The organism is uncultured Arthrobacter sp. (genome assembly GCF_947495145.1).
Classification (GTDB): Bacteria; Actinomycetota; Actinomycetes; order Actinomycetales; family Micrococcaceae; genus Arthrobacter_D.
This window is the reverse complement of record NZ_CANLXP010000001.1, coordinates 302,055-328,172: the sequence shown is the minus strand read 5'-3', so window position 1 is coordinate 328,172 and position 26,118 is coordinate 302,055. Positions and strand designations below refer to the sequence as shown.

24 protein-coding genes and 1 tRNA gene are annotated in these 26,118 nt (G+C 63.3%); 7 read left to right on the top strand and 18 right to left on the bottom strand.

Annotated elements, in window-relative coordinates:
* Positions 1–157: 157 nt before the first annotated feature.
* The 7 genes from Q0877_RS01450 to Q0877_RS01420 all read right to left on the bottom strand — a co-directional run bounded on the left by Q0877_RS01450 (position 158) and on the right by Q0877_RS01420 (position 7,069).
* Positions 158–409, bottom strand: coding sequence for a hypothetical protein (locus Q0877_RS01450; protein WP_299165242.1), 252 nt, complete (start codon positions 407–409; stop codon positions 158–160).
* Positions 410–826: 417 nt separating this feature from the next.
* Positions 827–910: transfer RNA gene (locus Q0877_RS01445), tRNA-Leu, on the bottom strand.
* A gap of 72 nt (positions 911–982) precedes the next feature.
* Entirely contained in the window at positions 983–2,221 is a 1,239-nt protein-coding gene (locus tag Q0877_RS01440; RefSeq protein WP_299165241.1) for a kynureninase, read from the bottom strand.
* Positions 2,222–2,325: 104 nt separating this feature from the next.
* Positions 2,326–3,291 carry a serine protease gene (locus Q0877_RS01435; protein ID WP_299165239.1) on the bottom strand — a complete coding sequence of 322 codons (966 nt, stop codon included), beginning with the start codon at positions 3,289–3,291 and terminating at the stop codon, positions 2,326–2,328.
* 156 nt (positions 3,292–3,447) lie between these two features.
* Entirely contained in the window at positions 3,448–4,383 is a 936-nt protein-coding gene (locus Q0877_RS01430) for a MaoC/PaaZ C-terminal domain-containing protein (RefSeq protein ID WP_299165237.1), read from the bottom strand.
* Positions 4,383–5,723, bottom strand: coding sequence for a 3-oxoacyl-ACP reductase (locus Q0877_RS01425; RefSeq protein WP_299165235.1), 1,341 nt, complete (start codon positions 5,721–5,723; stop codon positions 4,383–4,385). Before Q0877_RS01425 ends, Q0877_RS01430 begins: the two co-directional genes overlap by 1 nt.
* A 2-nt stretch (positions 5,724–5,725) precedes the next feature.
* Positions 5,726–7,069, bottom strand: a complete 1,344-nt coding sequence (locus Q0877_RS01420; protein WP_299165265.1) for an acetyl-CoA C-acetyltransferase — start codon at positions 7,067–7,069, stop codon at positions 5,726–5,728.
* 170 nt (positions 7,070–7,239) lie between these two features.
* Between Q0877_RS01420 and Q0877_RS01415 the strand changes: the two genes are divergently transcribed.
* Both Q0877_RS01415 and Q0877_RS01410 read left to right on the top strand, forming a co-directional pair.
* Positions 7,240–7,962: a TetR/AcrR family transcriptional regulator gene (locus tag Q0877_RS01415; protein WP_299165234.1), complete on the top strand. Its 723-nt coding sequence runs from the start codon at positions 7,240–7,242 to the stop codon at positions 7,960–7,962.
* Positions 7,959–10,046: an acyl-CoA dehydrogenase gene (locus Q0877_RS01410; protein ID WP_299165233.1), complete on the top strand. Its 2,088-nt coding sequence runs from the start codon at positions 7,959–7,961 to the stop codon at positions 10,044–10,046. The genes Q0877_RS01415 and Q0877_RS01410 overlap by 4 nt, the downstream gene beginning before the upstream one ends.
* Here the strand turns inward: Q0877_RS01410 and glgA are convergent.
* Entirely contained in the window at positions 10,043–11,236 is a 1,194-nt protein-coding gene (glgA, locus tag Q0877_RS01405) for a glycogen synthase (protein WP_299165232.1), read from the bottom strand. The two genes, Q0877_RS01410 and glgA, sit on opposite strands and share 4 nt — an antisense overlap.
* Positions 11,237–11,321: 85 nt before the next feature.
* On the opposite strand from glgA, the gene glgC reads away from it, so the two are divergent.
* Positions 11,322–12,563, top strand: a complete 1,242-nt coding sequence (gene glgC, locus Q0877_RS01400) for a glucose-1-phosphate adenylyltransferase (RefSeq protein ID WP_299165231.1) — start codon at positions 11,322–11,324, stop codon at positions 12,561–12,563.
* 54 nt (positions 12,564–12,617) lie between these two features.
* On the opposite strand, the gene Q0877_RS01395 is transcribed toward glgC, so the two are convergent.
* The 3 genes from Q0877_RS01395 to Q0877_RS01385 are packed head-to-tail and all read right to left on the bottom strand — an operon-like array spanning position 12,618 to position 15,971.
* Positions 12,618–13,469 carry a transglutaminase family protein gene (locus tag Q0877_RS01395; protein WP_299165230.1) on the bottom strand — a complete coding sequence of 284 codons (852 nt, stop codon included), beginning with the start codon at positions 13,467–13,469 and terminating at the stop codon, positions 12,618–12,620.
* Positions 13,466–14,392, bottom strand: coding sequence for an alpha-E domain-containing protein (locus Q0877_RS01390; RefSeq protein WP_299165229.1), 927 nt, complete (start codon positions 14,390–14,392; stop codon positions 13,466–13,468). The genes Q0877_RS01395 and Q0877_RS01390 overlap by 4 nt, the downstream gene beginning before the upstream one ends.
* Entirely contained in the window at positions 14,385–15,971 is a 1,587-nt protein-coding gene (locus tag Q0877_RS01385) for a circularly permuted type 2 ATP-grasp protein (RefSeq protein WP_299165228.1), read from the bottom strand. Before Q0877_RS01385 ends, Q0877_RS01390 begins: the two co-directional genes overlap by 8 nt.
* 60 nt (positions 15,972–16,031) lie before the next feature.
* Here Q0877_RS01385 and pepN point away from each other — a divergent pair, with 60 nt between their 5' ends.
* A complete protein-coding gene (gene pepN, locus Q0877_RS01380) occupies positions 16,032–18,704 on the top strand; it encodes an aminopeptidase N (protein ID WP_299165226.1) in 2,673 nt (890 codons plus the stop codon).
* Here pepN and Q0877_RS01375 read toward each other — a convergent pair.
* The 5 genes from Q0877_RS01375 to Q0877_RS01355 form a co-directional block, all read right to left on the bottom strand.
* Positions 18,639–19,712: a biotin/lipoate A/B protein ligase family protein gene (locus Q0877_RS01375; RefSeq protein WP_299165225.1), complete on the bottom strand. Its 1,074-nt coding sequence runs from the start codon at positions 19,710–19,712 to the stop codon at positions 18,639–18,641. The genes pepN and Q0877_RS01375 overlap by 66 nt on opposite strands.
* A gap of 121 nt (positions 19,713–19,833) precedes the next feature.
* On the bottom strand, positions 19,834–20,088 hold the full coding sequence (locus Q0877_RS01370; RefSeq protein WP_299165224.1) for a type B 50S ribosomal protein L31: 255 nt from the start codon (positions 20,086–20,088) through the stop codon (positions 19,834–19,836).
* Positions 20,089–20,210: 122 nt separating this feature from the next.
* A complete protein-coding gene (locus Q0877_RS01365) occupies positions 20,211–21,023 on the bottom strand; it encodes an RNA methyltransferase (RefSeq protein ID WP_299165223.1) in 813 nt (270 codons plus the stop codon).
* A gap of 1 nt (position 21,024) precedes the next feature.
* Entirely contained in the window at positions 21,025–21,801 is a 777-nt protein-coding gene (locus Q0877_RS01360) for a sulfite exporter TauE/SafE family protein (protein WP_299165222.1), read from the bottom strand.
* An 18-nt stretch (positions 21,802–21,819) separates the two neighbouring features.
* The gene (locus Q0877_RS01355) at positions 21,820–22,605 is read right to left on the bottom strand and encodes an ABC transporter ATP-binding protein (protein WP_299165220.1); all 786 of its coding nucleotides are present in this window, start codon (positions 22,603–22,605) and stop codon (positions 21,820–21,822) included.
* Positions 22,606–22,730: 125 nt separating this feature from the next.
* Here Q0877_RS01355 and serB point away from each other — a divergent pair, with 125 nt between their 5' ends.
* Positions 22,731–23,654, top strand: coding sequence for a phosphoserine phosphatase SerB (gene serB / locus Q0877_RS01350; RefSeq protein ID WP_299165218.1), 924 nt, complete (start codon positions 22,731–22,733; stop codon positions 23,652–23,654).
* Positions 23,655–23,728: 74 nt separating this feature from the next.
* On the opposite strand, the gene Q0877_RS01345 is transcribed toward serB, so the two are convergent.
* Positions 23,729–24,472 carry an SDR family oxidoreductase gene (locus tag Q0877_RS01345; protein WP_299165217.1) on the bottom strand — a complete coding sequence of 248 codons (744 nt, stop codon included), beginning with the start codon at positions 24,470–24,472 and terminating at the stop codon, positions 23,729–23,731.
* 88 nt (positions 24,473–24,560) lie between these two features.
* Positions 24,561–25,304, bottom strand: a complete 744-nt coding sequence (locus Q0877_RS01340; RefSeq protein ID WP_299165216.1) for a beta-ketoacyl-ACP reductase — start codon at positions 25,302–25,304, stop codon at positions 24,561–24,563.
* A 116-nt stretch (positions 25,305–25,420) separates the two neighbouring features.
* Between Q0877_RS01340 and Q0877_RS01335 the strand changes: the two genes are divergently transcribed.
* Both Q0877_RS01335 and Q0877_RS01330 read left to right on the top strand, forming a co-directional pair.
* Positions 25,421–25,867 carry a DUF3099 domain-containing protein gene (locus Q0877_RS01335; protein ID WP_299165214.1) on the top strand — a complete coding sequence of 149 codons (447 nt, stop codon included), beginning with the start codon at positions 25,421–25,423 and terminating at the stop codon, positions 25,865–25,867.
* A complete protein-coding gene (locus Q0877_RS01330) occupies positions 25,864–26,118 on the top strand; it encodes a hypothetical protein (RefSeq protein WP_299165213.1) in 255 nt (84 codons plus the stop codon). The genes Q0877_RS01335 and Q0877_RS01330 overlap by 4 nt, the downstream gene beginning before the upstream one ends.

Sequence of the window (26,118 nt, the reverse complement as noted above, 5' to 3'; positions counted from 1 at the left end):
AACACGCCGGCGTCAACGCCGGCCTACTAACTACGATTTCCAACTAAAAATCTCTCCACCAAACCCGGGGCTTGACAATGCTTGCCGCCGTTGGTCAAAACCACTGCCGCGAACGGTCAATCAGTTTTGCCGTCTCCGGTCAGTTTAAAGTTGCCGCTTACACGCAGTCGAACACTCCTCGTTCCAGGTCAGAAGCGAGGCGCTTGGATCGTTCCTCCCGAGCTGGTCGTAGGAGGAGGTAAGCGGTTGTGAGGAAGATCAGCAGAGCGATACCTATGCTTCCCCAGAATCCGCAGCCAAGGCTTCGCAAGATGCTTGTGACGATGTAGCTGGGGAAGATGACACCGAGGAAGGGCCAATACCCAATCTTCTCCCACCTGCTGACCTTGGCCCGCTCGATGTCCCCCATCTGCTCAGCTTATCCAGACTCGGACAGCCTGATGAGACTATCCCTGTTCGCATCCTTTCACCGGTGCAATACTGACACTCCATACCGAAGTTGAATCAGAGCGCAGGGGGGGTCCTTGGTGGACCTGTTTCGCCGTGGCCGGAGCAGTATGGCAACGATGACTCCCGCCATTCCGAGTGCGAATAAGAAAATGGCTCCTGCGATGCGCCACCAGACGACCGGCTGCCTGGGCTGGCTTTGGGCAACAAACTGGTAGGCCACAAGAGGGCCAAGTGCACCCGGGCGACTGCCAAACAGACCCGGAATTTGTGCGAGCTGTTGCTGGCCAGCAGGTGCACCTCGGTGACCGCGTGGTCGAGAACGCATCCCGTGTGGCTGAGGGCACAAAAAAACCCCGGTCTCCCGGGGTTTTTGTTGTGCGCGGAGGGGGACTTGAACCCCCACCCTCAATAAGAGGACTAGCACCTCAAGCTAGCGCGTCTGCCATTCCGCCACCCGCGCAGGTGGTGATTTCGGGGTTCAAAACCCTCGAAAGCAGCGAGAAAAACTCTAACACGATCATGGCCCAAGAGTTTAATCGGGCGCTTTCGAGGGCAGCTTCTCGGCTATCGCTCGGATACCGATGAGGGTCTCCTCATATGAGGTGGACAGTGGCGACAGTCCGAGGCGCAGCCCGTCCGGATTCCGGAAGTCTGGAATGACACCGTCCTCCCAAAGATCCGGCAGAACGGTTCTGAACGACGGATGATCTATGGTGATGTGGCTTCCGCGCTGCTCGGAATCGCGGGGCGATGCGACCTTGACTCCGGCCGGACCCATCAGTTCATCGACGGTATCGATTGCGAATGAGGTCAGCTTCACCGACTTGGCTCGAACGGCCTCCATACCGACCTGCTCAAGGACATCAAGCATGTCCTGCAGGGCAAGCATTCCGAGGATCGGAGGCGTGCCGGAGACCATGCGTCGGATACCTTCCGCCGGTTGGTATCCAGAACCCATTCCGAAGGGATCGGCGCTTCCCAACCAGCCCTGTATGGGTTGCGCCAGGTCCGGTAGATGCCGCCGCGCGACGTATGCCCATGCCGGGGCACCCGGGCCGCCGTTGAGGTATTTGTAGCTGCAGCCCACCGCGAAATCCGCGCCGCTTGCGTCCAACTCCACCGGCACCGATCCTACGGAATGGCTAAGGTCCCATACCGCGAGCGCTCCGGCGTCGTGAACCAGCCGGGTGATTGTCTTCATGTCCGCAATGTGGGCGGAACGGTAGGCAACATGGCTGAGGACGACGACGGCGGTGTCCGGACCGAGTGCTCCGGCAACCTCGTCAGGGGTGGGACCGGCGTCGTACGCTGCCTCCACCCAGCGCACCGACAATCCGCGGTCCGCTGCAATTCCCTCCACTATGAAGCGGTCGGTAGGAAAGTTGTCGCGTTCGATGACAATTTCAGAGCGGTCGGGCCGCGCTGCCAGGGCGGCGCGGATGGCTTTGTACAGCAGGACGCTGGTGGAGTCGGCCACCACGCACTGACCGGCGCCCGCTCCGAGCGCGACAGCGCCGATCCTGTCCCCCACGCTTTGCGGGAGCTGCAGCCAGTCCTCATCCCAACCGCGGATCAGGCGGCCTCCCCATTGGTCGCGGACAAATTCGGTGAGGCGCCCGACGGTTGCCTTTAGCGGCCGTCCGAGGGAATTGCCGTCGAGGTAGGCCCTGATTGCAGCGTTGTCATGCGCTTCGAAGAGCAAGCGGTAGGACGCCAGAGGGTCCTCCGCGTCGAGGTCGCGGGCGAGGGCAAGCCGGGAGTCGGAATTCATGTGATCAGTGTAGGTCGGTCCGGCACCGGCGCTTCGAAGACGCGAAGGGCCGGCCCCCGCCCGATGCGGGGAAGCCGGCCCTCAAGGTTGACAGGCGTTGTGCGTCAGCGGTTCGACGCGTTGGTGTACGCGCTCTGGATGGAGCTGCCGAAGTAGGGGCCGTACATGACATTCTTCTGGATGTTGTACCCGAAGCTGTTCACTGAGTTCTGGGTGCCGCCTGAGCCGGATCCGATGAACCAGGGGCCGCCGGACGAGCCGCCGGTCATGTCACACGGGATCCCCTGGGACTGTGTGCCGCCGATGCGGTCCCGTGAGGCGGTGCCGTAGCAGTTCTTCAGGGTTTCCCCGTTGAACGGAGCGGCTGCCGGATAGCCGTAGGCGGTGTAGGTGAGTCCGCGGGCCAGGTTGAAGCCGATTTTCGATGCTCCCACTGTCGCGGCAAGGGTGCGGCCGTTCAGCGGCGCCACAACGGCAAAAGCGCCGTCGTAGCTGATGTCATTACGGGAGATCCATTCGCTGGTGGAGTGCAGTGACGTTGCCGACCACATGCCGTACGGAGCTGAACCGTTGTTGTAGGCGGGAACGAACACGAACTTGGTGGCCCAACCCGCGTTGATGTCATAGGTGCAATGCCCGGCTGTGGCAACCGTACTCTGGTTGGCGCTCTGGACGGAGTTGGCCGAGCACACGTAGTTTTGTCCGCCGAGCGTGAAGAAGACCTTCCCGATGTGCGACACCGGAGCAGGGCTCCCTGCTCGCTTGACCGGTGCTGCCTTCGGTTGTGGTGCAGCCAGGGCTTTCGCGCCGGCCTTCGGCATGATGGAGCGCCCTTGCTCCCCCCACCCCTGCGAGTTGATGGTGTTACCGGGCTTTGCGTTCTTCATCCGTTCCGGCGTCCAGTACGCCTCAAGCGCCGCCTGGGACTCGACCTGTGCGTGAGAGACGGTAGCTGCGGACGCCTTCATTGGCGCGTGCGGCGCTGCCTGGGCGGCTCCGCCGGTCATCAGTGCCGTAGCCATCAGCGTCGATGCTGCGAAAACGGCTGCCTTCAAACCTCGTGAGTTCACGAAATTCCTCATTTCGATCAGTGGTGAACCGTCAGCGGTAGCTGACAACTGGAGTCTGCACTGTTCGGAACGCCGATTACAGGTCAAGGGACCATCTGGGTTGAAACTGATGGTGAATCAGCAGGTGACTCTGGACTTTATGGAACGGTCGTGCAATTATTTCGCGCCCGCGTCAACAGTTAGCCTTTCCAGGCGTCCGGAGAAGTGCGTACGACGACGGCGCGGATCCCAGGCGACCACTTCTGCCCCGCGCCACTGGGCGGTGGAAGACGCGTCCACCTCGGCCGAGAGGAGCACCCTGGACGGCAGGAGGACGGGCGCCCGGAATTCAACGGTCCATTTGAACGGCGTCGACTCGTCCGGACCGGCTGCTGCAACCATCCGTGACGCGAGGTACATGCCGTGTGCGATGGGCCGCTTCATTCCCAGAGCCCGTGCGGACAGGACGCTTAGGTGAATGGGATTGTAGTCGCCGGACACCGCTGCGTAACGCCGCCCGGTGTCCCCGCCCAGCGACCATTCTGCCGTGGGGCAACCGGGCAGCTCCTCCGCCGCCGGGCTGGCATCAGCGGCTACTGCTGTTGCCACGTCGGCGTCGCTAGTGCCGGTCAGATGGATGCCCTTCGCGAGGTAGGTTGACCGGCCCATCCAAACCATCTCAGGACCGCTGTGGACGTGGACAACCACATCGACCTGGCTTCCGCTGCGGTGAGGCGTGAGGTTTTCCACCCAGGCGGTGACGGCCAAACGTTCATCCAGCCTTATCGGGCGCAGGTGATGGATTTCGTTGCGGAGATGGATCATGCCCAGCAGCGGCAGGGGGAAATCAGGACGGGAGAGCACGCTTACAGCCACCGGGAACACAAGGATATGGACATAGCCGGACGGCACGAAGTCCCCGCGCGCCCGGCCCATCAACCTCTGGAATCCTTCGACTTCGTCCGGGGCAGCCAGAAGACCGTCCAGCCGGTGCCGGTCCAGCGGCAGCGCGGAAGGTCGTTGTCTCCGACGCAGGCCGGCCCGGGCGGAAACCGCGAGCGCGCCGGCGTAAAGGCTCGTAAGCTCTGGCGGGTCTGCAAGCACGCGGTCCATCAGGCTCCGACCAGATTCTGTCCGCACACACGCAACGCCTGGCCGCTGATTCCAGCGGCGCCGGGAGAAGCGAGGAAGGAGACTACTTCGGCAACATCGAGCGGCAGCCCGCCCTGCTGCAGGCTGCTGAGACGACGTGCAACCTCACGAGTGGCGAAAGGCATCTTCGCCGTCATGTCTGTTTCGATGAAACCGGGCGCGACGGCGTTGATCGTGCGTCCTGAGCCTGCAAGGGCCTCGGCTGTTGCACGCACCATACCGATCACTCCGGCCTTGGAGGCCGCATAGTTCGTCTGCCCGCGATTGCCCGCGATGCCGCTGGTGGAGGCAAGGCACACGATGCTGCCGTCCGCACTGAAGTCGGGCGAGCCGAGCAGCTGCACGTTGATGCGCAACTGCGATTCGAGGTTCACAGCCATGACAGAGTTCCAGCGTGCAGCATCCATGTTGGCCAGTAGCCTGTCCCGGGTGATGCCGGCGTTGTGCACCATGATGTCCAGTCCCCCGTAGCGGGTGGCAGCGTGGTGGAGAATCCGCTCGGCGGCGTCAGGCGCCGTTACATCCACCTGTAGAGCAGTGCCACCGACGTCATTCGCCACGCGCGCGAGGTGTTCACCCGCCGCGGGCACATCGACGGCGATGATCTGTGCCCCGTCCCGTCGCAGCACCTGAACTATCTCCGCACCGATTCCGCGGGCGGCCCCGGTGACTACTGCGGTGCGGCCTGAGAGGGGTGTCGCCGAATCAGTTGGGCCGACCCCCTCCGAGTGCCCGACCGTAATGAACTGCCCATCCACGTAGGCGCTCTTCCCGGACAGCAAAAACTCAAGTGCAGCGCTCACACTGTGTCCAGTCACATCCACGCCGGCGTCGAGGAGGATCCCATTTGCCGTGGCACCCCCGCGAAGTTCCTTGGCCAGGCTGCGCAGCATCCCTTCAACGGCCCGCTGCGCCGCGGCAGTCTCCGGTGGTGTCCCGTGTGCAGGCGGCCGGGAGATTGTGACGACTCGCCCGCCGGGGAGGAGCTCCCGCAGCAGGCCGCCAAGCTCGAGGAAGATATCGGACAACTGAGCCGGGTGCGTAAGGTCATCGAGGATGACGACGGCGGCGCCGAGTTTTTCCTTGGGCCTCATATGACGGCGGACGTCGAGGTCCCATTGAAGCAGCGTCGACGAGACGGCCTGTGTGCCGGATGATCGGCCCAGTACGAGAACGGGGCCAGGAACGATCGGTTCGCCCTGCATGTATCGGCGAAGCGGAACAGGGCGTGGTAGGCCGGCGGCTTTCGCCACTCTGGTGAAAGGCTGGGCGTTGACGAACTTCAGGTAGGTGTCCGCCATGATCAGCGAGCCTCCAGAATCGCAACGACGCCTTGACCGCCAGCAGCGCACACCGAAATGAGGCCGCGTCCGGAACCCTTCTCAGCGAGCGACTTCGCCAGCGAGGCCACAATGCGCGCACCAGTTGCTGCGAACGGATGCCCCGCGGCCAGCGACGAGCCGTTGACATTGAGCTTGTTCCGGTGCACGGTTCCAAGCGCACCGGACAGGCCCAATTGCGTACGACAAAAATCCTCGTCTTCCCAGGCGGCGAGACTGGTCAGCACGGTGCTGGCGAAAGCTTCGTGGATCTCGAAGAAGTCGAAGTCCGCGAACGTCATGTTGTTGCGCTGCAGCAGGCGCGGCATGGCATAGACCGGAGCCATCAGAAGCCCTTCCTTTCCGTGCACGAAGTCGACTGCAGCTGCCTCAGCGTCCACGACATTCGCCAACATCGGCAGGCTGTGCTTTCGGGCATAGTCCTCGGAACCCAGCAGCACCACTGCTGCGCCGTCCGTCAGCGGAGTGGAATTGCCGGCGGTCATCGTGGCCTGGGCCGTCAGATCGCGCCCGAATACGGGTTTGAGCGATGCCAGCTTCTCGAGCGAGGTATCTGCGCGCAGATTCGCATCCCTTGACACCCCCCGGAAGGGCGTAACGAGATCGTCGAAGAATCCCCGGTCATATGCAGCCGCCATGTTGGTATGGCTGGCCAACGCCAGTTCGTCCTGTGCCTGACGGCTGATGTCCCAGCGCGCCGTCGTAATCGCCTGGTGCTCCCCCATTGACAGCCCTGTCCGCGGCTCAGCCGTGGTCGGGGCATTCGGTTTGAGATCGGCAGGCCGAAGGTTGCGGAGTGCGGCGAGCTTCTGCGGCGTTGTGCGCGCCCGTGAAAGATCGAGCAACACGCGCCGCAGGCCTTCACTGACTGCAACGGGAGCGTCTGACGCTGAGTCGGCTCCCCCTGCGATGCCCGAATCGATCTGGCCTAGCTTGATCTTGTTCGACAGCCCGACCACAGTTTCAAGGCCGGTGGCACAGGCCTGCTGTAGATCATACGCAGGCGTGTCCGCTGCGAGCGCGGACCCCAGCACTGCCTCCCGGGTCAGGTTGAAGTCCCGGGAGTGCTTGAGGACCGCACCGGCTGCAACTTCACCGATTCGCTCACCCTGCAGCCCGAACCGCGCGACAAGACCGTCGAGTGCCGCGGTCAGCATGTCCTGGTTCGATGCGTAGGCGTATGGTCCACCGGAGCGGGCAAACGGGATGCGGTTCCCTCCGATGACGACGGCGGCGCGCGGCTTGGCGCCGCCGCGGTAGCTCTCTGTGGTGCCGTCGCTCTCTGCGGTGCGGTTGCTCTCGGACATGCCATTGCTCTCTGACATGGAGTTCGGTTCGGTTGGAAGGTTGTTCATGCTGCTCCTTGGCTGGCGCGTACGCGTGGGATCGGCAGTTTGGATGCTCGGCCGCCCGCTGCCTCCGGCGCAGACCGATGCACTAGTTATCGATACCCAGCGTACCTGATACGCTGGGTATCGTGAATCAGCTCATCGCGCCACCGGTGCCCGCCGTTACCGACGGGCGCTCAAGCAGGTGGTCAAAACACCGTGAAGCCCGCCGGGCAGCACTGATAAAAACGGCTCGCAAGGCAGTGCACAGAATCGGTCCCGGTGCCTCAATGGAGGAAATTGCCTCCGCCGCGGATACCTCCAAATCGGTTTTTTACCGGTATTTCGGTGACAAAGCGGGGCTCCAGCGTGCAGTGGGCGAGGTCGTGATAGCCCGCATGCAGGAGCAACTGATCGAAGCCGCCAGGAAAGCCAGTACATCGCGGGAGGGGTTGCGGGCAATGGTGTCGGCATACCTGCAGATGGCCGAGTCCTCCCCCAACGTCTATGTCTTCGTTACCCAGCCTGCACCCGATTCCGGAGCCGCGTTGGAAGCATCTCCCTCGCTCAGCTCTTTCTTCGACGCCATCTCTGCGATGCTCGCCAGCCCCATGCAGGACTACCTGGCTGAAGAGCCGGCGAAGGTGACAGTTCCGCAGCCTCTCGCGCTCTGGCCGCGCGCCGCTATCGGCATGGTCCGCGCCGCCGGTGAGCAGTGGCTCAACATGCCTCCTGGCCCTGACCGCCCCAACGGTTCCGACCTTGCGGACTCCATTACCGCCTGGCTTTTCGATGGCATCGCAGCAGCAGTGCCGCAGAATTCACTCGCCCGTACATCCCTCCGCATCCCCCGTTCGAAGGACGAATCATGACCCAGACCGCCACCCGTCCCGAATTTTCGGTACCCGCGACCCTCCCGATTCACGACGACGATGCCGCCGTTGTGAACGTTGCCATCCTGGGCGAGCAGCTGCTTGGCCGCTGGGCCGACTCCCGCCGCGCTGCCCGTGCGTTGGCCGCCGATCCTGCCCTTCACAAGGTCGAGGGCGCGCCCTTCGCCGAGCAGCGCGCCCGCTGCCTTGACCAGCTTCACCATCTGGTGCAGAGCAAAGCGGTACACCGCGCGTTCCCCACTGAGCTGGGTGGTTCAGATGACCACGGCGGCAATGTAGCCGGCTTCGAGGAACTGGTCGTCGCCGACCCTTCGCTCCAGATCAAGGCAGGTGTGCAGTGGGGGCTGTTCGGAGCCGCCGTGCTGCATCTGGGCACCGCGGAACACCACCGCGAATGGCTCCCGGGCATCATGAACATGGAAATTCCCGGCTGTTTTGCAATGACCGAAACCGGACACGGGTCAGACGTCTCCAGTATTGCAACGACTGCGACCTTCGACCCTGAAAGGGACGAATTCGTCCTTCACACGCCGTTCCGCGCCGCCTGGAAGGACTACATCGGCAACGCTGCCAACGATGGGAAGGCCGCGGTCGTATTTGCCCAGCTGATCACGCGCGGCGTCAATCATGGCGTTCACGCGCTCTATGTGCCGCTGCGGAATGAGCAGGGGGACTTCCTCGAGGGAATCGGCGGCGAGGATGACGGGCACAAGGGCGGGCTGAACGGCATTGACAATGGCCGCCTGCATTTCACGCAGGTGCGGGTCCCACGGTCAAACCTGCTCAACCGTTACGGACACGTCAGCGAAGACGGAACCTACACCTCACCGATCGAGTCCCCCGGCCGGCGCTTCTTCACGATGCTCGGAACTCTCGTGCAGGGTCGCGTGTCCCTTGACGGTGCGGCCGTCGCAGCGAGCAAGCTGGCTCTGAAGGCCGCGATCCAGTATTCCGTGGAGCGCCGACAGTTCACAACTTCCTCCGAATTGTCCGAAGAGGTACTGCTCGACTATCAACTCCATCAGCGCCGGCTCCTTCCCCGCCTCGCAACCACGTACGCGGCCTCGTTCGCGCATGAGGAGCTGCTTGAGAAGTTCGATGGGGTGTTCTCCGGTGACCGTGACACCGACGAGGACCGTCAGGACCTCGAGACCCTCGCGGCGGCGCTGAAGCCGCTGTCCACCTGGCACGCTCTCGATACCCTTCAGGAGTGCCGTGAAGCCAGCGGAGGCGCCGGCTTCCTCACAGAGAACCGTTACACCAGCCTGCGCGCCGACCTTGACGTCTACACCACCTTCGAGGGCGATAACAACGTCCTGCTCCAACTGGTGGCCAAGCGGCTCCTCGCCGACTACGCCAAGGAATTCCAGGGCGTTGATTTCGGGGTCCTCGCTCGCTTCGTTGCCACCCAGGCCGCGGACCGCACCCTCCACCGGACGGGGTTGCGGCGGGTGCTGCAGACCGTCGTTGACACAGGGTCTGAACGCAAATCGGCGATAGCGCTGCGGGATGAGGGAACCCAGCACGAACTTTTGTGCGGCCGCGTCGACACCATGGTGGGCGAGTTGGCGGGAGCGCTGCGCGGCGCACGCCGGCTGCCGCCGGCCCAGGCGGCAGCAGTGTTCAACCAACATCAGCAGGAACTGATCCAGGCGGCCCGCGCCCACGCCGAACTGCTGCAGTGGGAGGCATTCACGGCAGCACTGGCCAAGACCGAGGACGCCGGTACGCGTCAGGTTCTTACCTGGCTCCGGGATCTGTTCGGGCTGTGCCTGATCGAGGACAATTTGGGGTGGTACCTGATGAACGGCAGGCTTTCAGCCCAGCGCGCCCGTACCCTTGGCCCATACATCAACCGTCTGCTCCTGAAACTGCGGCCGCACGCCGTCGACCTGGTCGACGCGTTCGGCTACGGTCCGGAGCACGTGCGTGCGGCCATTGCAACCGGCGCGGAGTGGAAGCGCCAGGAGGAGTCCCGCGAGTACGCCCGGATTCTGCGGGCCAGCCCTGACGCACCGCTGGACGAGAAGATCCTCATCGCACGCAAAGCTGGAAAACGCTAGAGCACCGAACGATAGACATCCAGAGTGGACTCCGCAATGGAGTCCCAGGAGAAGTGCTGCTCCGCCCGGATGCGCCCGCGCTCGCCCATAGCGCGGGCGCGTGCGGGGTCAGCAACCAGCGCATTGAGGGCCGCTGAGAAGTCATTCACGAACTTTTCCGGGTCGAGTGGGGTGCCCGTTCCATCCTGGACCTGTTCGAGCGGTACCAGGGTGCCGGTGACACCGTCGTCGATTACTTCCGGGATGCCGCCGGTGGCACTTGCAACCACCGCAGCTCCGCATGCCATGGCTTCAAGGTTAACAATTCCGAGCGGCTCATAGATCGAGGGGCAGGCGAAGACAGTGGCGTGGCTGAGTACCTGAATGACTTCGTTGCGTGGGAGCATTCGTTCGATCAGGATCACTGAGCCGCGCTGCGCCCGCAGATCGTCGATCAGTCGCGCTGTCTCCGCTGCGAGCTCCGGGGTATCTGCAGCTCCCAGGCACAGGACCAGCTGAACGTCCGAAGGGAGTTTCGCCGCTGCTCGCAACAGATACGGCACGCCCTTCTGGCGGGTGTTCCTGCCCACGAAGACCACGCTGGGGCGATCCGGATCGATTCCCAGGGTACGGACGGCGTCGTCATTGCGGTCCGCAGCCCAGGCCTCGGTGTCGATACCGTTGTGGACAACCTGCACGCGAGCCGGATCAACGTCCGGGTAGCACCGCAGGATGTCCTGCCGCATGCCGTCCGAGACTGCAATGACCGCCGCAGCAGCCTCATACGCCGTCTTCTCAACCCAGGACGAGAGGGCATAACCTCCGCCGAGCTGCTCGGCCTTCCAGGGACGCAGCGGCTCCAGGCTGTGCGCGCTCAGCACATGCGGTATGCCGTGCAGAAGCGAAGCCAGGTGGCCGGCCATATTGGCGTACCACGTGTGCGAATGCACCAGGTCCGACCCGCTGATGCCCTGCAGGATGGACAGGTCCGTTCCCAGGGTCTGGACCGCGGCATTCGCAGCAGCCAGTCCATCAGGAACGCCGTAGGTGCTCACGCGGGCGCCGTGATAGTCCGCGGGGCGTTCTCCGCCGAAACAGTGCACTGCGAGATCGACGCGCCCGGCGAGCACACGGGTCAGTTCCGCCACATGAACGCCTGCGCCGCCGTAGATCTCGGGCGGGAACTCTTTAGTCACAATGTCTATTCGCACGTTCCCAACGTAGTGCAGGCCGGGCGGGTCCTCTAGTGTGAGTCGAACGAGGTCATACTCAAGGACGAGCGGAAGGGGTTTAACCGTGGCAGTCAAAAAAGTGCTCGCGGTGGTACTGGCAGGCGGCGAAGGAAAACGGCTCATGCCGCTTACAGCGGACCGCGCAAAGCCTGCGGTTCCATTCGCGGGAAGCTACCGGCTGATCGATTTCGCGCTGTCCAACGTGGTCAATTCCGGGTACCTCCAGATCGTGGTGCTCACCCAGTACAAGTCCCACAGCCTGGACAGGCATATCTCCGAGACCTGGCGGATGTCCACCCAGCTGCAGCAGTACATCGCTTCGGTGCCCGCCCAGCAGCGACGGGGCAAGAGCTGGTTCCTGGGCAGCGCCAACGCCATCTACCAATCCCTGAACCTGATCCATGATGCGCGGCCGGACATCGTCGTCGTCATCGGGGCGGACCACGTCTATCGCATGGACTTCGAGCAGATGGTTCACGCGCATCAGCAAAGCGGGGCGTCAGTCAGCGTAGCGGCGGTGCGGCAGCCGCTGCATCTCGCCGACCAGTTCGGCGTCATCGAGGTCGATTCCAGCGATCCCGGGCGAATTTCGGCCTTCGTCGAGAAACCCGCAACCACGCCGGGGCTTCCGGATGACCCCGACAACTTCCTGGCCTCCATGGGCAATTACGTTTTCAACACAGATGCGCTGATCGAAGCGCTCGAAATCGACGCCGCACGGCTGAACACAAAACACGACATGGGCGGGGACATCATTCCGCACTTCGTGGAGCGCGGAGACGCGGCAGTGTATGACTTCACCACCAACGAGATTCCCGGCTCCACCGATCGGGACAACCAGTACTGGCGCGACGTCGGCACGCTCGACTCCTATTACGACGCCAACATGGACCTCATCACCCCGCTGCCGCTGTTCAACCTGTACAACCTTGAGTGGCCGATCTACACCCGGCAGAGCATCTCCCCGCCCGCCAAGTTCGTGCGCAGCGCCACCGGCGTTTCAGGTGTGGCCCACGACTCCATCGTGTCCAACGGCGTCGTGATTTCCGGCGGTGCGGTTCAGGGATCGGTGCTGGCAACGGACGTTTTCGTCGACGAAGGCGCCGACGTGACGGGCTCTGTCCTGCTCGACCACGTCACGATCGGTTCCGGAGCGGTGGTCCGGAAGGCGATCATCGACAAGAACGTTCACATTCCGCCAGGTGCGAAGATCGGCGTGGACCGGGAACTGGACCTCAGCCGTGGGTTCACCGTCACGGACTCGGGACTGACGATCCTCAGCAAGGGTCAAACAGTCGAGGGTTAGCGGGAATCTTTCAATCTGCGCGCTGGGCAGGGGGCCGTGGCTGCCTGCCCAGCGTCAGGCGACGCGGGTGATCTCGACCGTCACATTGAGCGTCGATCCGCCGCCGCCGGAAAGAATTCCCTTAAGCGGCGAGACGTCCCGATAGTCTCTGCCACGCGCTACGGAGACGTGGAAGTCGCTCACCGGGCCACTGTTGGTCGGGTCCCACCCTCGCCATTCGCCGTCCCACCACTCAACCCAGGCGTGCGACTGACCGGCCACTGCCTCACCGACAGCCGCCGTCCTGCGCGGATGCAGGTAGCCGGAGATATACCGTGCTGGAATGCCGAGACTGCGCAGCGCTCCGATAGCTACGTGTGCCAGGTCCTGGCAGACGCCCTGGCGCTCCGCCCAGGCTTCCCGCGCGTTTGACTGCACCCCGGTTACCCCCTGGACGTACCGCATCTCATCCCGGAGCCAGTCAAAAATCAGGTGTGCGGCCGCGTGCGGATCCCGACCATCGGCCAGGTCCGTGACAAGCGCACGGATTTCGGCGTCCGGCTCCGTCAGATGAGTGTCCGGCAGCCAATCGGCGTAATCGTTCCGGACGTCGTCGGACTTCAACTCATCCCAGCTCACCACTTCTCCCGCAGAGGGAATGCGCTCGGTGCGGCTAACCTCCACGAGGGTCCGAGCCGACACTTCCAGCCGGTCGTGTGGAACCTGTACGTCGAACGAGGTCACACGCGTCCCCCAGTAGTCGCGGTAGGTTGCCATCGCGGCGGTGGACGGATTGAGAGTGATAGTGGATTCCAGGACCACCTGCTGGGAGTCGGTGAGGGGTGTCATGCGCGCTTCGTTATAGGACAGCGATACGCGGCGCAGGTAGTCGTAGCCGGTGCGGTGCTCGATCAGCAAGCGGGTCATGAGACCTCCCCAACCCAGGACAGCTCCGCTGCCTGCGAGAAGTAGGTGCGTGAGACGGCGTCGGAGGCCCGCGCGCACGCTTTCTGGACTCTTTCCATATGCTCCGGCAGCTCCAGCATGAGGTCGTCCGTCTGGTGGAATTCGAGGAAGGTGCGGGCCTGCCCTACGATCCGGCTGGCGTCATTGATGAAACCGACCCGCTGGTAGGCGGGGTTCAGGTTCGCCAGGCACTTCTCGGCGTCGCTCAGGGCATAGACGATCGAGCGCGGGAAAAGCCGGTCCAGGAGCAGGAACTGTGCCGCATGCTGCTCCCCGAAAGACGCGCGCCGGGTTCGGAGGAAGGACTCATACGCGCCTGCGCAGCGCAGCATGTTCACCCATGACAGACCGGATGCATGGACGTCGCGGGTCGAAAGCATCCGGGCAGTCATGTCTGCCCGTTCGAGGCTCCTTCCGAGCACCAGGAACTGCCAGCTCTCATCATGGCTCATGGTGGTGTCCGAGAGGCCACGAACCATGGCGGTGCGCTCGATGACCCAGTGACAGAAGCGATAGGTGCCGACGACGTCTTTCCGGTGCTGCGTCAGCCCGTACCAGGTGGTGTTCAGACCCTCCCATACGCTGCCCGACACGGTCTCCCTGGCCCGTCGGGCGTTCTCCCGTGCCGCGCCGAGAGCGCCGGCAATCGACGTGGCGCTGCTGCGGTCGAAGGCGAGCGCTTCGATGAGCTCCGGCAGACCGAAATCGTCCGATTCGGGCCTGCTGCCCATGACTCCGAGCAGCTGGCGGGAAACATCCCGCTGGACCGGGCGGGGCATCTGGTTCAGCCGTTCCAGGTGGACATCGAGGATTCTCGCTGTGCCGTCGGCCCGCTCGACGTACCGGCCTATCCAGAACAGGGATTCCGCTATCCGGCTAAGCATCGGCCTGCCCCTTCCCGTCATCACTTTGCTGTTGCTGTTGTTCCGGCTGCCTGTCGCGCCAACCGGTCTCGACGGGCCATACGCTGACGCGCTCCCGCAAGCGTGCCTCGTCGGGAAGGACAGGTGTGCTGTCCGACTGGCCGTCTACTACCCAGGTGTCCTTGGATCCACCGCCCTGGCTGGAGTTCACGATCAGAGAGCCCTCCTTCATGGCCACCCGCGTCAATCCGCCGGGCAGGACCCAGACATTCTCGCCGTCGTTCACCGCGAACGGACGCAGGTCGACGTGACGCGGGCCGAACTGGCCGCCGGACATGGTGGGCACCGTGGAAAGCTGCAGCACGGGCTGCGCGATCCAGCCACGCGGATCCGCGAGGATACGGCCGCGGAGAGCAGCCAGCTCAGCCGCCGACGCGTCAGGGCCGATCACCAGGCCTTTGCCGCCTGACCCGTCCACGGGCTTCACCACCAGTTCGTCCAACCGGTCCAGGACCTCTTCCCTCGCCTGGGGCTCCTCAAGGCGAAACGTATCGACATTGGCGATTATCGGTTCCTCGTTGAGGTAATAGCGGATCAGGTCCGGCACGTAGGTGTAGACCAGCTTGTCATCGGCGACGCCGTTGCCCACCGCATTCGCGATGGTCACCATCCCTGCACGGGCCGCATTGACGATCCCCGGACAACCAAGAACCGAATCGGCCCTGAACTGCAGGGGGTCAAGGAATTCATCATCGATGCGCTTATAGATCACATCGACGCGCTGCTCACCCGCCGTAGTGCGCATGTAGACCCGGTTGCCACGGCAAATGAGGTCACGCCCCTCGACCAACTCGACGCCCATCAGACCGGCCAACAGCGTGTGTTCGAAGTAAGCGGAGTTGAAGACCCCCGGAGTAAGGACGACTACGGTCGGATCCTCAACACCGGGCGGCGCAGTGTTCCTCAGGGCGGCGAGCAACCGGCGCGGGTACTCCTCGACCGGGCGGATGTGCTGCTGGCCGAAGGCCTCCGGCAGTCCTTTGGCCATGGCCCGACGGTTCTCCAGCACGTAGCTGACGCCGCTGGGGACCCTTACGTTGTCTTCGAGGACGCGGAAGGTTCCCTCGTCGTCGCGCACCACATCAATCCCCGAGATATGCACCCGTACCCCACCGGCGGGATCGAATCCTGCCACTTCCCGGTGAAAATGCGCCGAAGAGGTGATCAGCCGGCGGGGAATGACGCCGTCGCTGACCACGGTCATCCGGTCGTACACGTCGTTGAGGAAAGCTTCGAGGGCATGCACACGCTGCGCGACTCCGCGCTCGAGGACATCCCAGTCGGAACCGGCGATGACGCGCGGAACGATATCCAGCGGAAACGGCCGCTCCTCCCCCGCGAAGTCGAAGGTCACGCCACGGTCGAGGAACGTCCGCGCCATCGAGTCCGCCCTCGCCGTGACATCAGTCAGGTTGAGCTCCTCAAGGGCAGCTGCAACCGGCCCATACTCCGCGCGCGGCTGGTTAGCGCCGTCGAACATTTCGTCATAGGCGACGGTGCGTCGGGCGACAGTTGCGTAGTCTTCAAAGAGCTCGGACATGGCTACACACTGCCATGTCCAGTGCTCGTTCACCTACCGACACCGTGATTGAATGGGCCGGTGCATAACGAGAATCTGCGCCGCGATGAAGCGGCAGCCCGCTCAGCGATCCTCAACCTCTCCAGTTACGACATCACACTGGACCTGCGTACGGCCGAAGACAGCTCAAGCGCTGGGTTCCCCTCCCGGACGGTCGTTACATTTGCCTGTTCCGCTCCGGGCTCCGAGACTTTCCTCGATTTCATCTCCTCCGGAGTCGAGGCCGTCACCCTCAACGGGAAGAACCTGGATCCGACGCAAGTTGTTGACGGCGCCCGTGTCAAACTCCCCCAGCTCGCCGAACAAAACACCGTAATCGTTGAGGGCACTGCCCTCTACAGCCGCAGCGGCGAGGGACTGCACCGCTTCGAGGACCCGGCCGACGGCGCCACCTATCTGTACACCCAGTACGAACCGGCCGACGCCCGCCGCGTCTTCGCCTGCTTCGAACAACCCGATCTCAAGGCGCCCTTCCGCTTTCACGTCCGCGCGCCCGAATCCTGGACCGTCGCTTCCAACGGGGCCGAAAGCAACAGGGACCGGCACGACGACGACTCCGCCACCTGGCACTTCGAACCCACTGAGCGCATCTCCACCTACATCACCACCGTGCTGGCCGGCCCGTACGCGTCCGTTACGGATGAATGGACCGGAATCGTCGGTGAAGGACAGATGCTGAGTATTCCGATGTCCCTCTATTGCCGCCGATCGCTTGAGCAGCACCTCGACCCCGAGCGCATCTTCGACACCACCCGGCGCGGACTGACCTACTTCCACGATCTGTTTCGTTATCCCTACCCTTTCGGCAAGTACGACCAGGCGTTTGTGCCCGAGTACAACCTCGGCGCCATGGAGAATCCCGGCCTGGTCACCTTCACCGAATCCTATGTGTTTCAGTCGAGGGCGACGCACACTCAGTACGAGGCACGCGACAACACGATCATGCACGAAATGGCGCACATGTGGTTCGGCGATCTGGTGACCATGACCTGGTGGGACGATCTCTGGCTGAAGGAATCCTTCGCCGATTTCATGGGTGCGCTCGCCGTAGCCGAAGCCCTCGATTCGGCCACGTCGTGGGTCACCTTCGCCACACGCCGGAAGGCATGGGCCTATCTGCAGGACCAGCTGCCTTCCACCCACCCGATCGTCGCTGACATCGTTGACCTGGAGGCCGCAAAACTTAACTTCGACGGCATCACCTATGCCAAGGGTGCCTCGGTCCTGAAGCAGCTTGTGGCGTATGCAGGCTTCGACGCATTCACCTCAGCTGCGCGGTCCTATTTCCGCGAGCACGCTTTCTCGAATACAACCCTTGATGACCTGTTGGCCGCGTTGAGCACGGCGTCGGGCATGGACATGTCAGACTGGGCGCGGCGCTGGCTGCAGACCTCCGGAGTGCCCCAGTTGACCGCTGAGGTGGAAACCGACGACGACGGCGTCTACACCTCCGTTGTGATTTCCCAGCAGGCGCTTGATCCTGTTACATCCAAGCCGGCCCTTCGGCCCCACAGCGTCCGCTTGGGACTCTATTCGCTCGACTTGAACGGCAGGCTGCTTCGCACAGGCTCGCACAGTGCCTTGCTCGACGGAGAACACACCAACATCCCCGAGCTTGTCGGCGTTGAGCAGGCCGACCTGCTGCTCATCAACGATGACGACCTCACCTACGCAAAGCTGGTATTCGACGAGCGGTCCCTCGCAACGCTCCTGTCGTCCGCTGATCGCCTCGAGGAACCTCTGACGCGGGCGGTTTGTCTGGGTGCGCTCTGGTCCTCCACGCGCGATGCCCTTCTCAGTGCTGCCGATTACGTGCACGCCGTGGAACACACCGCGTCGGTCGAGGAGGGTGTTGGCATCCTCCAGCAACTCCTGCAGAACGCCCGACACGCGATCGAATACTTCGCTCCGGCAGCGATGCGCGCGGATTTGCGAGAGCGCTTCGCTGCCTTTCTCCTGGAGGGGCTGAGGGCTGCTGAGCCGGGCTCGGACCATCAGCTCGTCTGGGCACGCGCTGTGGCAGCGACCGCCCGGAAGACGCCCACCCACGCTTCCCTCCTGCGCGGTTTGCTGCAAGGAACGGAGCGTCTTGACGGCCTGATCATTGATGACGAACTGGCCTGGCAGCTGTGGCATGCGCTCGCGGCACAGAACCTGGCCACCGTCGATGAGCTCGAATCCGCGCTGCGCAAGGACCACACAGCGTCGGGACGGACCGGATTCACGACGGCATGCACGTCATTCCCAGACGCTTCTGTCAAGGCGAAGGCCTGGAACGAGATCGTTTTCGGAAACCGGCTGTCCAACGAGTTGCTCAGCGCGACCATCGCCGGCTTCCAGGAGGGACGCGCGGAGCTGCATGAGCCGTACACCGACACTTACTTCCGGGAGATCGACAGACTCTGGCGCGAGCTTCCGATCGAGATGTCAACCAGGATTGTGCGCGGACTGTACCCCGGCAACCAGGACCTCCCTGCGGGCAGCGCACCGGAAGATCACCCCGTAATCAGGCAGACAGACTCCTGGCTGGAACTGCACGAGAAGGCGCCGCAGTCGCTGCGACGGATTGTGCTGGAGGAACGGGACCATCTGTTGCGGGCACTGCGCGCCCAGGCGGCCGCCGACGTGTCAAGGCACCCGGTAGAGCCATTCATTAGTGCCGAACTTCTCTTCCACCAACGCCTGCGCGGCTGACAGCTCAGCCTCGCTGAGCGTCCCGTCCACCGCCTGATAACGCTCCCGGAACGTGTCGCTGAGAACCCGGATGATCTCCTCACGCGCCAGTCCGGTCTGTCTGCGGAGCGGGTCAACCCGCTTCTTTGCGCTCTTGATTCCCTTATCTGAGAGTTTCTCGCGTCCGATCCGCAGAACCTCGAGCATCTTGTCTGCGTCAATGTCGTACGACATCGTCACATGGTGAAGCATGCCGCCGTTACTCAGCCGCTTCTGCGCCGCGCCCCCGATTTTGCCGACGTCTGTAGCGATGTCGTTGAGCGGCTGGTACCAGGCGGATATTCCCAGTTTTTTCAATCCCTCCATCACCCAGTCGTCGAGAAAGGGATAGGAATCAGCAAAGCTCAGACCGTCCACCAGGGACTGCGGGATATAAAGGGAGTAGGTGATGGCATTGCCGTGTTCCATGAACATCGCTCCCCCGCCGCTGATGCGCCGGACTACGCTCACACCGTGCCGGCGGACGGCGTCGTCGTCGACCTCGTTGCGCATGGATTGAAAACTGCCGATGACCACCGAGGGGCTTTCCCACTCCCAGAACCGCAGGGTCGGATTCCTCGCACCGGAACCAACCCCGCGGGTGAGAACCTCGTCCATAGCTACGTGCATGGCCGTTGAGAGCGGGGTGGGGCCAATGATCTCCCACTGATGGTCAGCCCACGCCGACGCTTTTCCGAGGGCCCGACGGACGGCAGTGGCAACTGCCTCGGGCGAGAAGCCAAACAGCTCAGCGTCGGGGCGTAACTGCCGCCGGATGGCTGCCGCGAGATCACCATGGGAAGTCCCCGCGGGCAGGTCCTCGAGAGCCGCGTTGATGTCGCCGAGTGCCTCATCCGGCTCCAGGAAGAAATCCCCGTTGATCGACACATCGCTGAGCTTGCCTGCAAGAAGCCCGAGGTCGGCTACTACCAGCTTGCCCCGCGGCACCTTGTACTCGCCGTGGTATTCCCGCATTGCCGCCTGCTCCATGATTCTCCTACTGCCTCAGCGAGTTAAATCCGTACCTACGTTTGCAGCACTGGACCGATTAAAGCACTGGACCCGAACCGGAAATTCCGGTTCAGGTCCAGTGGCGAACGTCCAGGATGGACTACTTCTTGCCGAAGCCCTTGAAGCGCTGGTTGAAGCGCTCGACGCGGCCGGCGGAGTCCATGATGCGCTGCTTGCCCGTGTAGAACGGGTGGGACTCGGAGGAGATTTCCACCTCAACCAGCGGGTAGGTGTTGCCGTCTTCCCATTCGACCGTCTTGTCAGAGGTGACAGTGGAGCGGGTCAGGAAAGACTTCTCGGAAGCGAGGTCGCGGAAGACAACCGTTGAGTACTTGGGGTGAATATCAGACTTCATTGGGGTACCTTCTGTAGTTGCCTGGATTTTGCCAGACACCGGAGATGTGAAAGTTGATCGGCCCGTGGGCCAGCAACCAACTCTACCGCACGCACGCCCAATCGGAGAAAGGACCCGGCGCGTCAGTTGGTACGCGGCCGGCACTCCCAGAACGCGACGGCGCCCGCGGCCGCCACATTCAACGAGTCCACCGCTGGGCTCATCGGAATACGGACAGTAAGGTCGGCGTGTTCGAGGGTCGAGGGCGACAGACCCTCGCCCTCGGTCCCGAGGACAAGCGCCAGCCGGTCGGGGTTGCGCTGGGAAAGCGTCTGCAGTTCCACTGATTCCGGTCCGAGGGCGAGTGCTGCGACAAGGAAGCCGCATTCGCGGAGGGTTTCGATGCTATCCGGCCACGATTCCAGCCTCACCCACGGAACCTGGAAGACGGTGCCCATGCTCACCCGTACAGCCCTGCGGTACAGGGGATCAGCGCAGCGTGGCGTTACCAGGACAGCGTCCACTCCCAGCGCCGCAGCTGACCGGAAGACCGCGCCGAGATTGGTGTGGTCCACGATGTCCTCAAGGACGGCCACGCGGCGCGCGTTGTGCAGCACGTCCTTCAGGACAAGCGGCGCCGGCCGGTTCATAGCGGCAAGCGCTCCCCGGTGCAGATGGAACCCGGTGATGTCCTCCAGTACCGCCTCGGATCCGACATAGGCGGGTACATCCGGGAAGCGGGCGAGAATGTCCCCGAGATCCGGCAGCCACTTGTCAGTCAGGAAGAAGGAGCGCGGTGTATGGCCGGCGTCGATTGCCCGCCGAAGCACCTTTGTACTCTCGGCGATGTAAAGGCCCTCTGCCGGCTCGCGACGTCGACGCAATTGCGTGTCCGTCAGGCCGGTGTAATCCGTAATCCGGGGGTCTGTAGCATCGGTGAGCCGTTCCAGCGTCACGCTAGCTCACCAGGCGCGCAATCATCACGTAGAGCGCGACCAGACCGAGCACTACGATGACGCTTCTGAGGACAATCGGTGAGAGCCGCCGCCCGACCTTCGAACCGATGACGCCGCCGATCAGGGAACCTACGGCAATGAGCAGGACTACCCACCACTCGATGCGGTCGAAGGCAAAGATCATGTAGGAAACGGCGGCAATCAGATTCACGCCCAGCACCAGGACGTTCTTCATGGCATTCGCTGTCTGCATGGTGCCGGAAAGGAAGATACCGAGGATGCCCACCAGCAGGATTCCCTGGGCGGCGACGAAGTACCCTCCATAAACTCCGGCCAGGAAAACAAGAACTGTCAGCGCAAGCGGATGGGAGCGTGTCGGCGGTTTAGTCTCGGCCCGGCGGCGCACCCAACGCTGCAGCTTGGGCTGAAAGATCACGAAGCCGAGCGCCACCACGATGAGAACTGGCGCTACCAGTCCGAAGACGGTCTCGGGCAGGTTGAGCAGCAGCGCCGCACCAGTGATGCCGCCCAGCAGAGAAGCGGGCAACAGCTTTACCAGTGTGCGGCCGTTGCCCTTCAACTCTTCCCGGTAGCCCCACGCGCCGGACACGTTGCCCGCTACAAGGCCCATGGCATTGCTGATGGTGGCCGTAACGGGTGCGTATCCGAGGGCAACCAGAATGGGAAAGGTCACCAGCGTGCCGGAGCCGACGATGGTGTTGATAGTTCCGGCCCATAAGCCGCCGAGCAGGATCAGCGCATCGCGCAGCAGGTCCACGAAGTTGCTACCTTTGCGCTAGGTTCGCGCGACGGCGCTGTAGCGGCCATCCCGCTGGGTGACCTCTAGGGGCAGGTCGAACGCACGGCTGAGCTGTTCGGCCACCAGCACCTCGTCGATCGGCCCTGCCGCCACCACCGAGCCTTCGCGCAACAGCATCGCGTGAGTGAAACCGGGCGGCACTTCCTCCAGATGGTGGGTTACCAGGACGATCGCCGGGGAATCCTCGTCTGCGGCCAGTTCGCTGAGACGGGCGACCAGGTCCTCGCGCCCTGCGAGGTCCAGGCCGGCGGCAGGTTCATCGAGGAGCAAAAGCTCGGGGTCGGCCATGAGGGCCCGTGCAATCTGTACGCGCTTGCGTTCACCCTCGCTCAATGACGCGAAGGGGCGATTCATGAGGGTGGACACGCCCCAGGTGTCGAGCAGTCCAAAAGCCCGGCGCTCGTCGAGCCGCTCGTACTGTTCACGCCAGCGCCCAGTCACCCCGTAGGAGGCTGTGACGACGACGTTGAGAACCGTTTCGTGCTCCGGAATCTGCGCTGCGAGCGCAGCGGAAGCCAGGCCGATCCGCGGCCGCAGCTCGAACACGTCGACAGCGCCCAGGACCTCATCCAAAATTCCGGCCACTCCGCGGGTGGGATGGATCCGTGCCCCTGCAATCTGCAGCAGGGTGGTCTTGCCCGCGCCGTTGGGGCCCATGACCACCCAGCGCTCGCCTTCCCGTACCTGCCAGTCGACATCGTCCAGGAGCGCTTTTCCTCCGCGGACAAGGCTCACCCCGGAGAGTTCCAGAACATCACTCATGACAGTAGACACTAGGCCAAGAGGGGCCGCGGGCGTTAAACCAACCTCGAACAGATCCCGGACAGATGACGGCCCCGGGCGGGTGGCCACTTTCGTTTTTCACGCCTGCCGGGTCGGGCATCATAATGACAGGTGAGAGTCGGATCGACGAAAGGCCGTTGGCGCACGTGACGGAGATGTTCAGGGTGGTCAGCTTCGGCACCCGGCTGGAGGATTCACACCGTTCGAAGGTGCGCCGCGCCCTGCAGGAAAGCGGCGGCGTCGTTGTCGGTGAAAGCAGGAACGACGCCGGCAGCTACCAGGTGGCCTGCCTTACGGTCAGTTCCGACGATGGCATCGATGCATTGCGGACGGCAGTTGCGCCGCTGGTGTCGGACGAGACCGGCATCGCCGTAGTGCCCCCGGCGCTTCTGGGCGAGGGAGCGAAGCTGCTCATTATGGATGTGGATTCGACCCTCATTAAGCAGGAGGTCATTGAGCTCCTCGCGGCGCATGCCGGCCGTGAGGCGGAGGTTGCTGCCGTCACTGAATCCGCGATGCGTGGAGAACTTGATTTCGCGCAGAGCCTGCATGCGAGGGTAGCTGTACTGGCGGGTCTGCGTGAAGGCGTGATCGATGACGTCGGAACGCGCATCGAGCTGAGTGAGGGAGCTGAGCTGCTGGTGGAGGCGTTTGCGGATGCCGGTCACCTGGTGGCGGTTGTTTCCGGTGGATTCAGCCAGATCCTTGAACCGCTGGCCGCGCGGCTGAAGCTGACGCATGCCAAGGCCAACGAGCTCGGTGTGGATTCAGGGTCGCTGACGGGCTCGGTCATCGGGCCGGTCGTGGACCGGGCAGAAAAAGCTCGCTGCCTTCGGGCCTGGGCTGAGGCGGCCGGCATACCCCTTGAGCGCACGATTGCCGTGGGCGACGGTGCGAATGACCTGGACATGCTGGCCGCGGCCGGGCTTGGCGTTGCGTTCAACGCCAAGCCCGCGGTGCGGGCGGCCGCCGACGTTGCGGTGAACTTCCCCTACCTGGACGTGGTCCGCCACTTCGCGAGGCTGTAAGCCCGGGCTTCGTCCAGTGGGCCCTGCTGAAGTGGCGCGGTTTCTGCAGTGGTGCTGCAGAGGCGTGGAGAACGTCAGCGCGTGAAGTGCTCGGCTCCACCGACGTATTCGGTGTGACCGGTGGGAACGTCAGCGGTAGCCATGGCAGCAATTTCCGCCGCAAACTCCTCCACGCTGTAGAGACGCCCGGCCTCCTGCCTGCGGGCCTCGATGGCGCCGGGCGCTGCCCGGTCGAGCAGTGTGGCGGTGACTGTGCCCTCGATCATGTCGCCTGAGACTACGACGAAGCTGATGCCGCGTTCTGTCAGCGCGGGGACCATGTCCCGAAGGGCATCCTCACCGGCGCGCTTGCTGCGCGCAACCGGTTCGTAGGCATCCATGGTGTCGACGGAGTTGATGAAGTGCGCCTGGTGGCTCGTGACGAAGACCACCCGGGAATTTTCGGGCATGACGTCCAGGGCCGTGGTGAGCATGCTGACCTGGGCATCGCGGTTGAGCTTGAGCGCGTAATCCTCACCCAGCCCGGTCTCCATGCCTCCAGAGGCGTTCAGTACCAGCAGGTTGAGCCCGCCGTAGTTTTCCACGGCTGCGTCAACGAGCGCCTGCGCGCCTTCCGCGGACGTGAGATCTGCGCCGACTGCGACGGCACGACCACCGGCAGCTTCGATGCCCGCCACCACCTTGTTGGCGCGCGGGGCTTTCTGCCGGTAGTTCACGACGACGGCTGCGCCCTGCGCGGCGAGCAGCTTCGCCACCTCCGCGCCGATACCGCGGGACGATCCCGTGACGATTGCTGTTGTTCTCTCCAGTGCGCCCATGTGCGGGCCTCCTTGATTCGGGTTGTACCTGTAGCTTCAGTGCTTCCGGGGCTCTATCGGATTAGGTGCCGGTTCGACCGGGTGGACGTCAGTGGCCCATGCCGAGACCGCCGTCTACGGGAATCACGGCCCCGGAAATGTAGGCTGCTTCGTCGCTTGCGACCCAGCGCACAACGTTCGCAACCTCTTCTGCTTCTGCGAAGCGGCCGGCTGGAATGGAGGAAAGGTAGGTCTTTTGGGTATCGGCGGGAAGGGCGGCCGTCATGTCCGTGTTGATGAAGCCGGGGGCAACAACGTTGCAGGTGATGCCGCGGGATCCAAGCTCCCGGGTCAGCGAGCGTGCAATTCCGACCAGCCCGGCTTTGGACGCTGAGTAGTTGATCTGCCCGGGTGCACCATAGAGCCCGGAAACTGACGAGATGAGAACGATCCGTCCGGTGCGGAGGCGCAGCATTCCTCTGCTGGCCCGCTTGATCACCCTGAATGCACCCGTGAGATTGGTGTCCACGACGTCGGTGAAATCCGTCTCACTCATGCGAAGCAGCAGGGTGTCACGTGTGATGCCTGCATTGGCGATGAGCACCTCGACGGGACCGTGCGCGTCCTCGACCTCACGGAAGGCGGCATCGATCTGCCCGCTGTCCGTCACGTCTGCCTTCACCCCGAGCATGCCCTCGGGAACGTCACCGCTGCGGTAGGTGATGGCCACACTGTCGCCATTGGCGAGAAAAGATTGCGCTATCGCCAGTCCGATCCCGCGGTTGCCGCCCGTCACCAGGACGCTGCGTCCGGTCTTCTTTTCGGGCGTTCCAGCGGCGTTTTGTTCCTGCACAGAGGGTCCTTTCGGATGGAGCGGTGCTGAGCGTCCGTTCGATCCTAACGGCGATAGGAGGGAACTTTAACAACGGCTGAAGGAGTGAGACAATAGAAGAGTCCCCTTGGAGTGTGATGATCAAGCTGAGCCATCAGTCGAAGCGCCGCCCGGAAATCCATAACATCAGTGACGCCCGCGAGGCCCACAGCGATGAGATGCGCCAGCGAATGATCAAATATTCCATCTCCATGGGAATCCGCATGGTGTGCCTGATCCTCGTCTTTGTCGTGGAGGGCTGGCTGCAGTGGGTGATGATCGCGGGTGCGGTCTTCCTGCCCTACTTCGCGGTGATCATCGCGAACGGCGGAAGCGACACCAGCAATCTGGCCCACAGTGATTCACTGCTCGATCGGGCACCAGTAGCTGAACTGGACGCACCGGCTCCGGTCGTTGAGCACGAGGGGCCGGTCACGCTGCAGGGCGAGATTGTCCAGGAGGAGCCGGACACCGGTGAGGAATCCGGGGAAGCTCAGGAAACTCAGGGCAACAGGCAAAACGACGGAAAGGAAGGGGCTGCATGAGTATTTTCGACCAGCTGCCGGGTGCCAATCGCTCCACCGCGACGGCATCGACACAACACGGCGATCCCATCTGCTCCCGGAAGGCCTGCGGGCAAAGCGCCTCCTGGCAGCTCCTCTGGAACAATCCACGCATCCATACCCCGGAGCGAAGGAAAGTGTGGCTGGCCTGCGCCGGGCACCGCGGGTGGCTTGAGGAATACCTCATAACCCGGGGTCTCTGGAAGCAGACGCTGCCGTTGGAAGGCAGCTAG

Excerpts from the sequence above, each read along its gene's own strand:
- Q0877_RS01450 (WP_299165242.1), bottom strand. The coding sequence starts at position 409 with ATGGGGGACATCGAGCGGGCCAAGGTCAGCAGGTGGGAGAAGATTGGG.
- Q0877_RS01440 (WP_299165241.1), bottom strand. The coding sequence starts at position 2,221 with ATGAATTCCGACTCCCGGCTTGCCCTCGCCCGCGACCTCGACGCGGAG.
- Q0877_RS01430 (WP_299165237.1), bottom strand. The coding sequence starts at position 4,383 with ATGGACCGCGTGCTTGCAGACCCGCCAGAGCTTACGAGCCTTTACGCC.
- Q0877_RS01425 (WP_299165235.1), bottom strand. The coding sequence starts at position 5,723 with ATGGCGGACACCTACCTGAAGTTCGTCAACGCCCAGCCTTTCACCAGA.
- Q0877_RS01420 (WP_299165265.1), bottom strand. The coding sequence starts at position 7,069 with ATGTCCGAGAGCAACCGCACCGCAGAGAGCGACGGCACCACAGAGAGC.
- Q0877_RS01410 (WP_299165233.1), top strand. The coding sequence starts at position 7,959 with ATGACCCAGACCGCCACCCGTCCCGAATTTTCGGTACCCGCGACCCTC.
- Q0877_RS01395 (WP_299165230.1), bottom strand. The coding sequence starts at position 13,469 with ATGACCCGCTTGCTGATCGAGCACCGCACCGGCTACGACTACCTGCGC.
- Q0877_RS01390 (WP_299165229.1), bottom strand. The coding sequence starts at position 14,392 with ATGCTTAGCCGGATAGCGGAATCCCTGTTCTGGATAGGCCGGTACGTC.
- Q0877_RS01385 (WP_299165228.1), bottom strand. The coding sequence starts at position 15,971 with ATGTCCGAGCTCTTTGAAGACTACGCAACTGTCGCCCGACGCACCGTC.
- Q0877_RS01375 (WP_299165225.1), bottom strand. The coding sequence starts at position 19,712 with ATGGAGCAGGCGGCAATGCGGGAATACCACGGCGAGTACAAGGTGCCG.
- Q0877_RS01370 (WP_299165224.1), bottom strand. The coding sequence starts at position 20,088 with ATGAAGTCTGATATTCACCCCAAGTACTCAACGGTTGTCTTCCGCGAC.
- Q0877_RS01355 (WP_299165220.1), bottom strand. The coding sequence starts at position 22,605 with ATGAGTGATGTTCTGGAACTCTCCGGGGTGAGCCTTGTCCGCGGAGGA.
- serB (WP_299165218.1), top strand. The coding sequence starts at position 22,731 with ATGACAGGTGAGAGTCGGATCGACGAAAGGCCGTTGGCGCACGTGACG.
- Q0877_RS01345 (WP_299165217.1), bottom strand. The coding sequence starts at position 24,472 with ATGGGCGCACTGGAGAGAACAACAGCAATCGTCACGGGATCGTCCCGC.
- Q0877_RS01335 (WP_299165214.1), top strand. The coding sequence starts at position 25,421 with ATGATCAAGCTGAGCCATCAGTCGAAGCGCCGCCCGGAAATCCATAAC.
- Q0877_RS01330 (WP_299165213.1), top strand. The coding sequence starts at position 25,864 with ATGAGTATTTTCGACCAGCTGCCGGGTGCCAATCGCTCCACCGCGACG.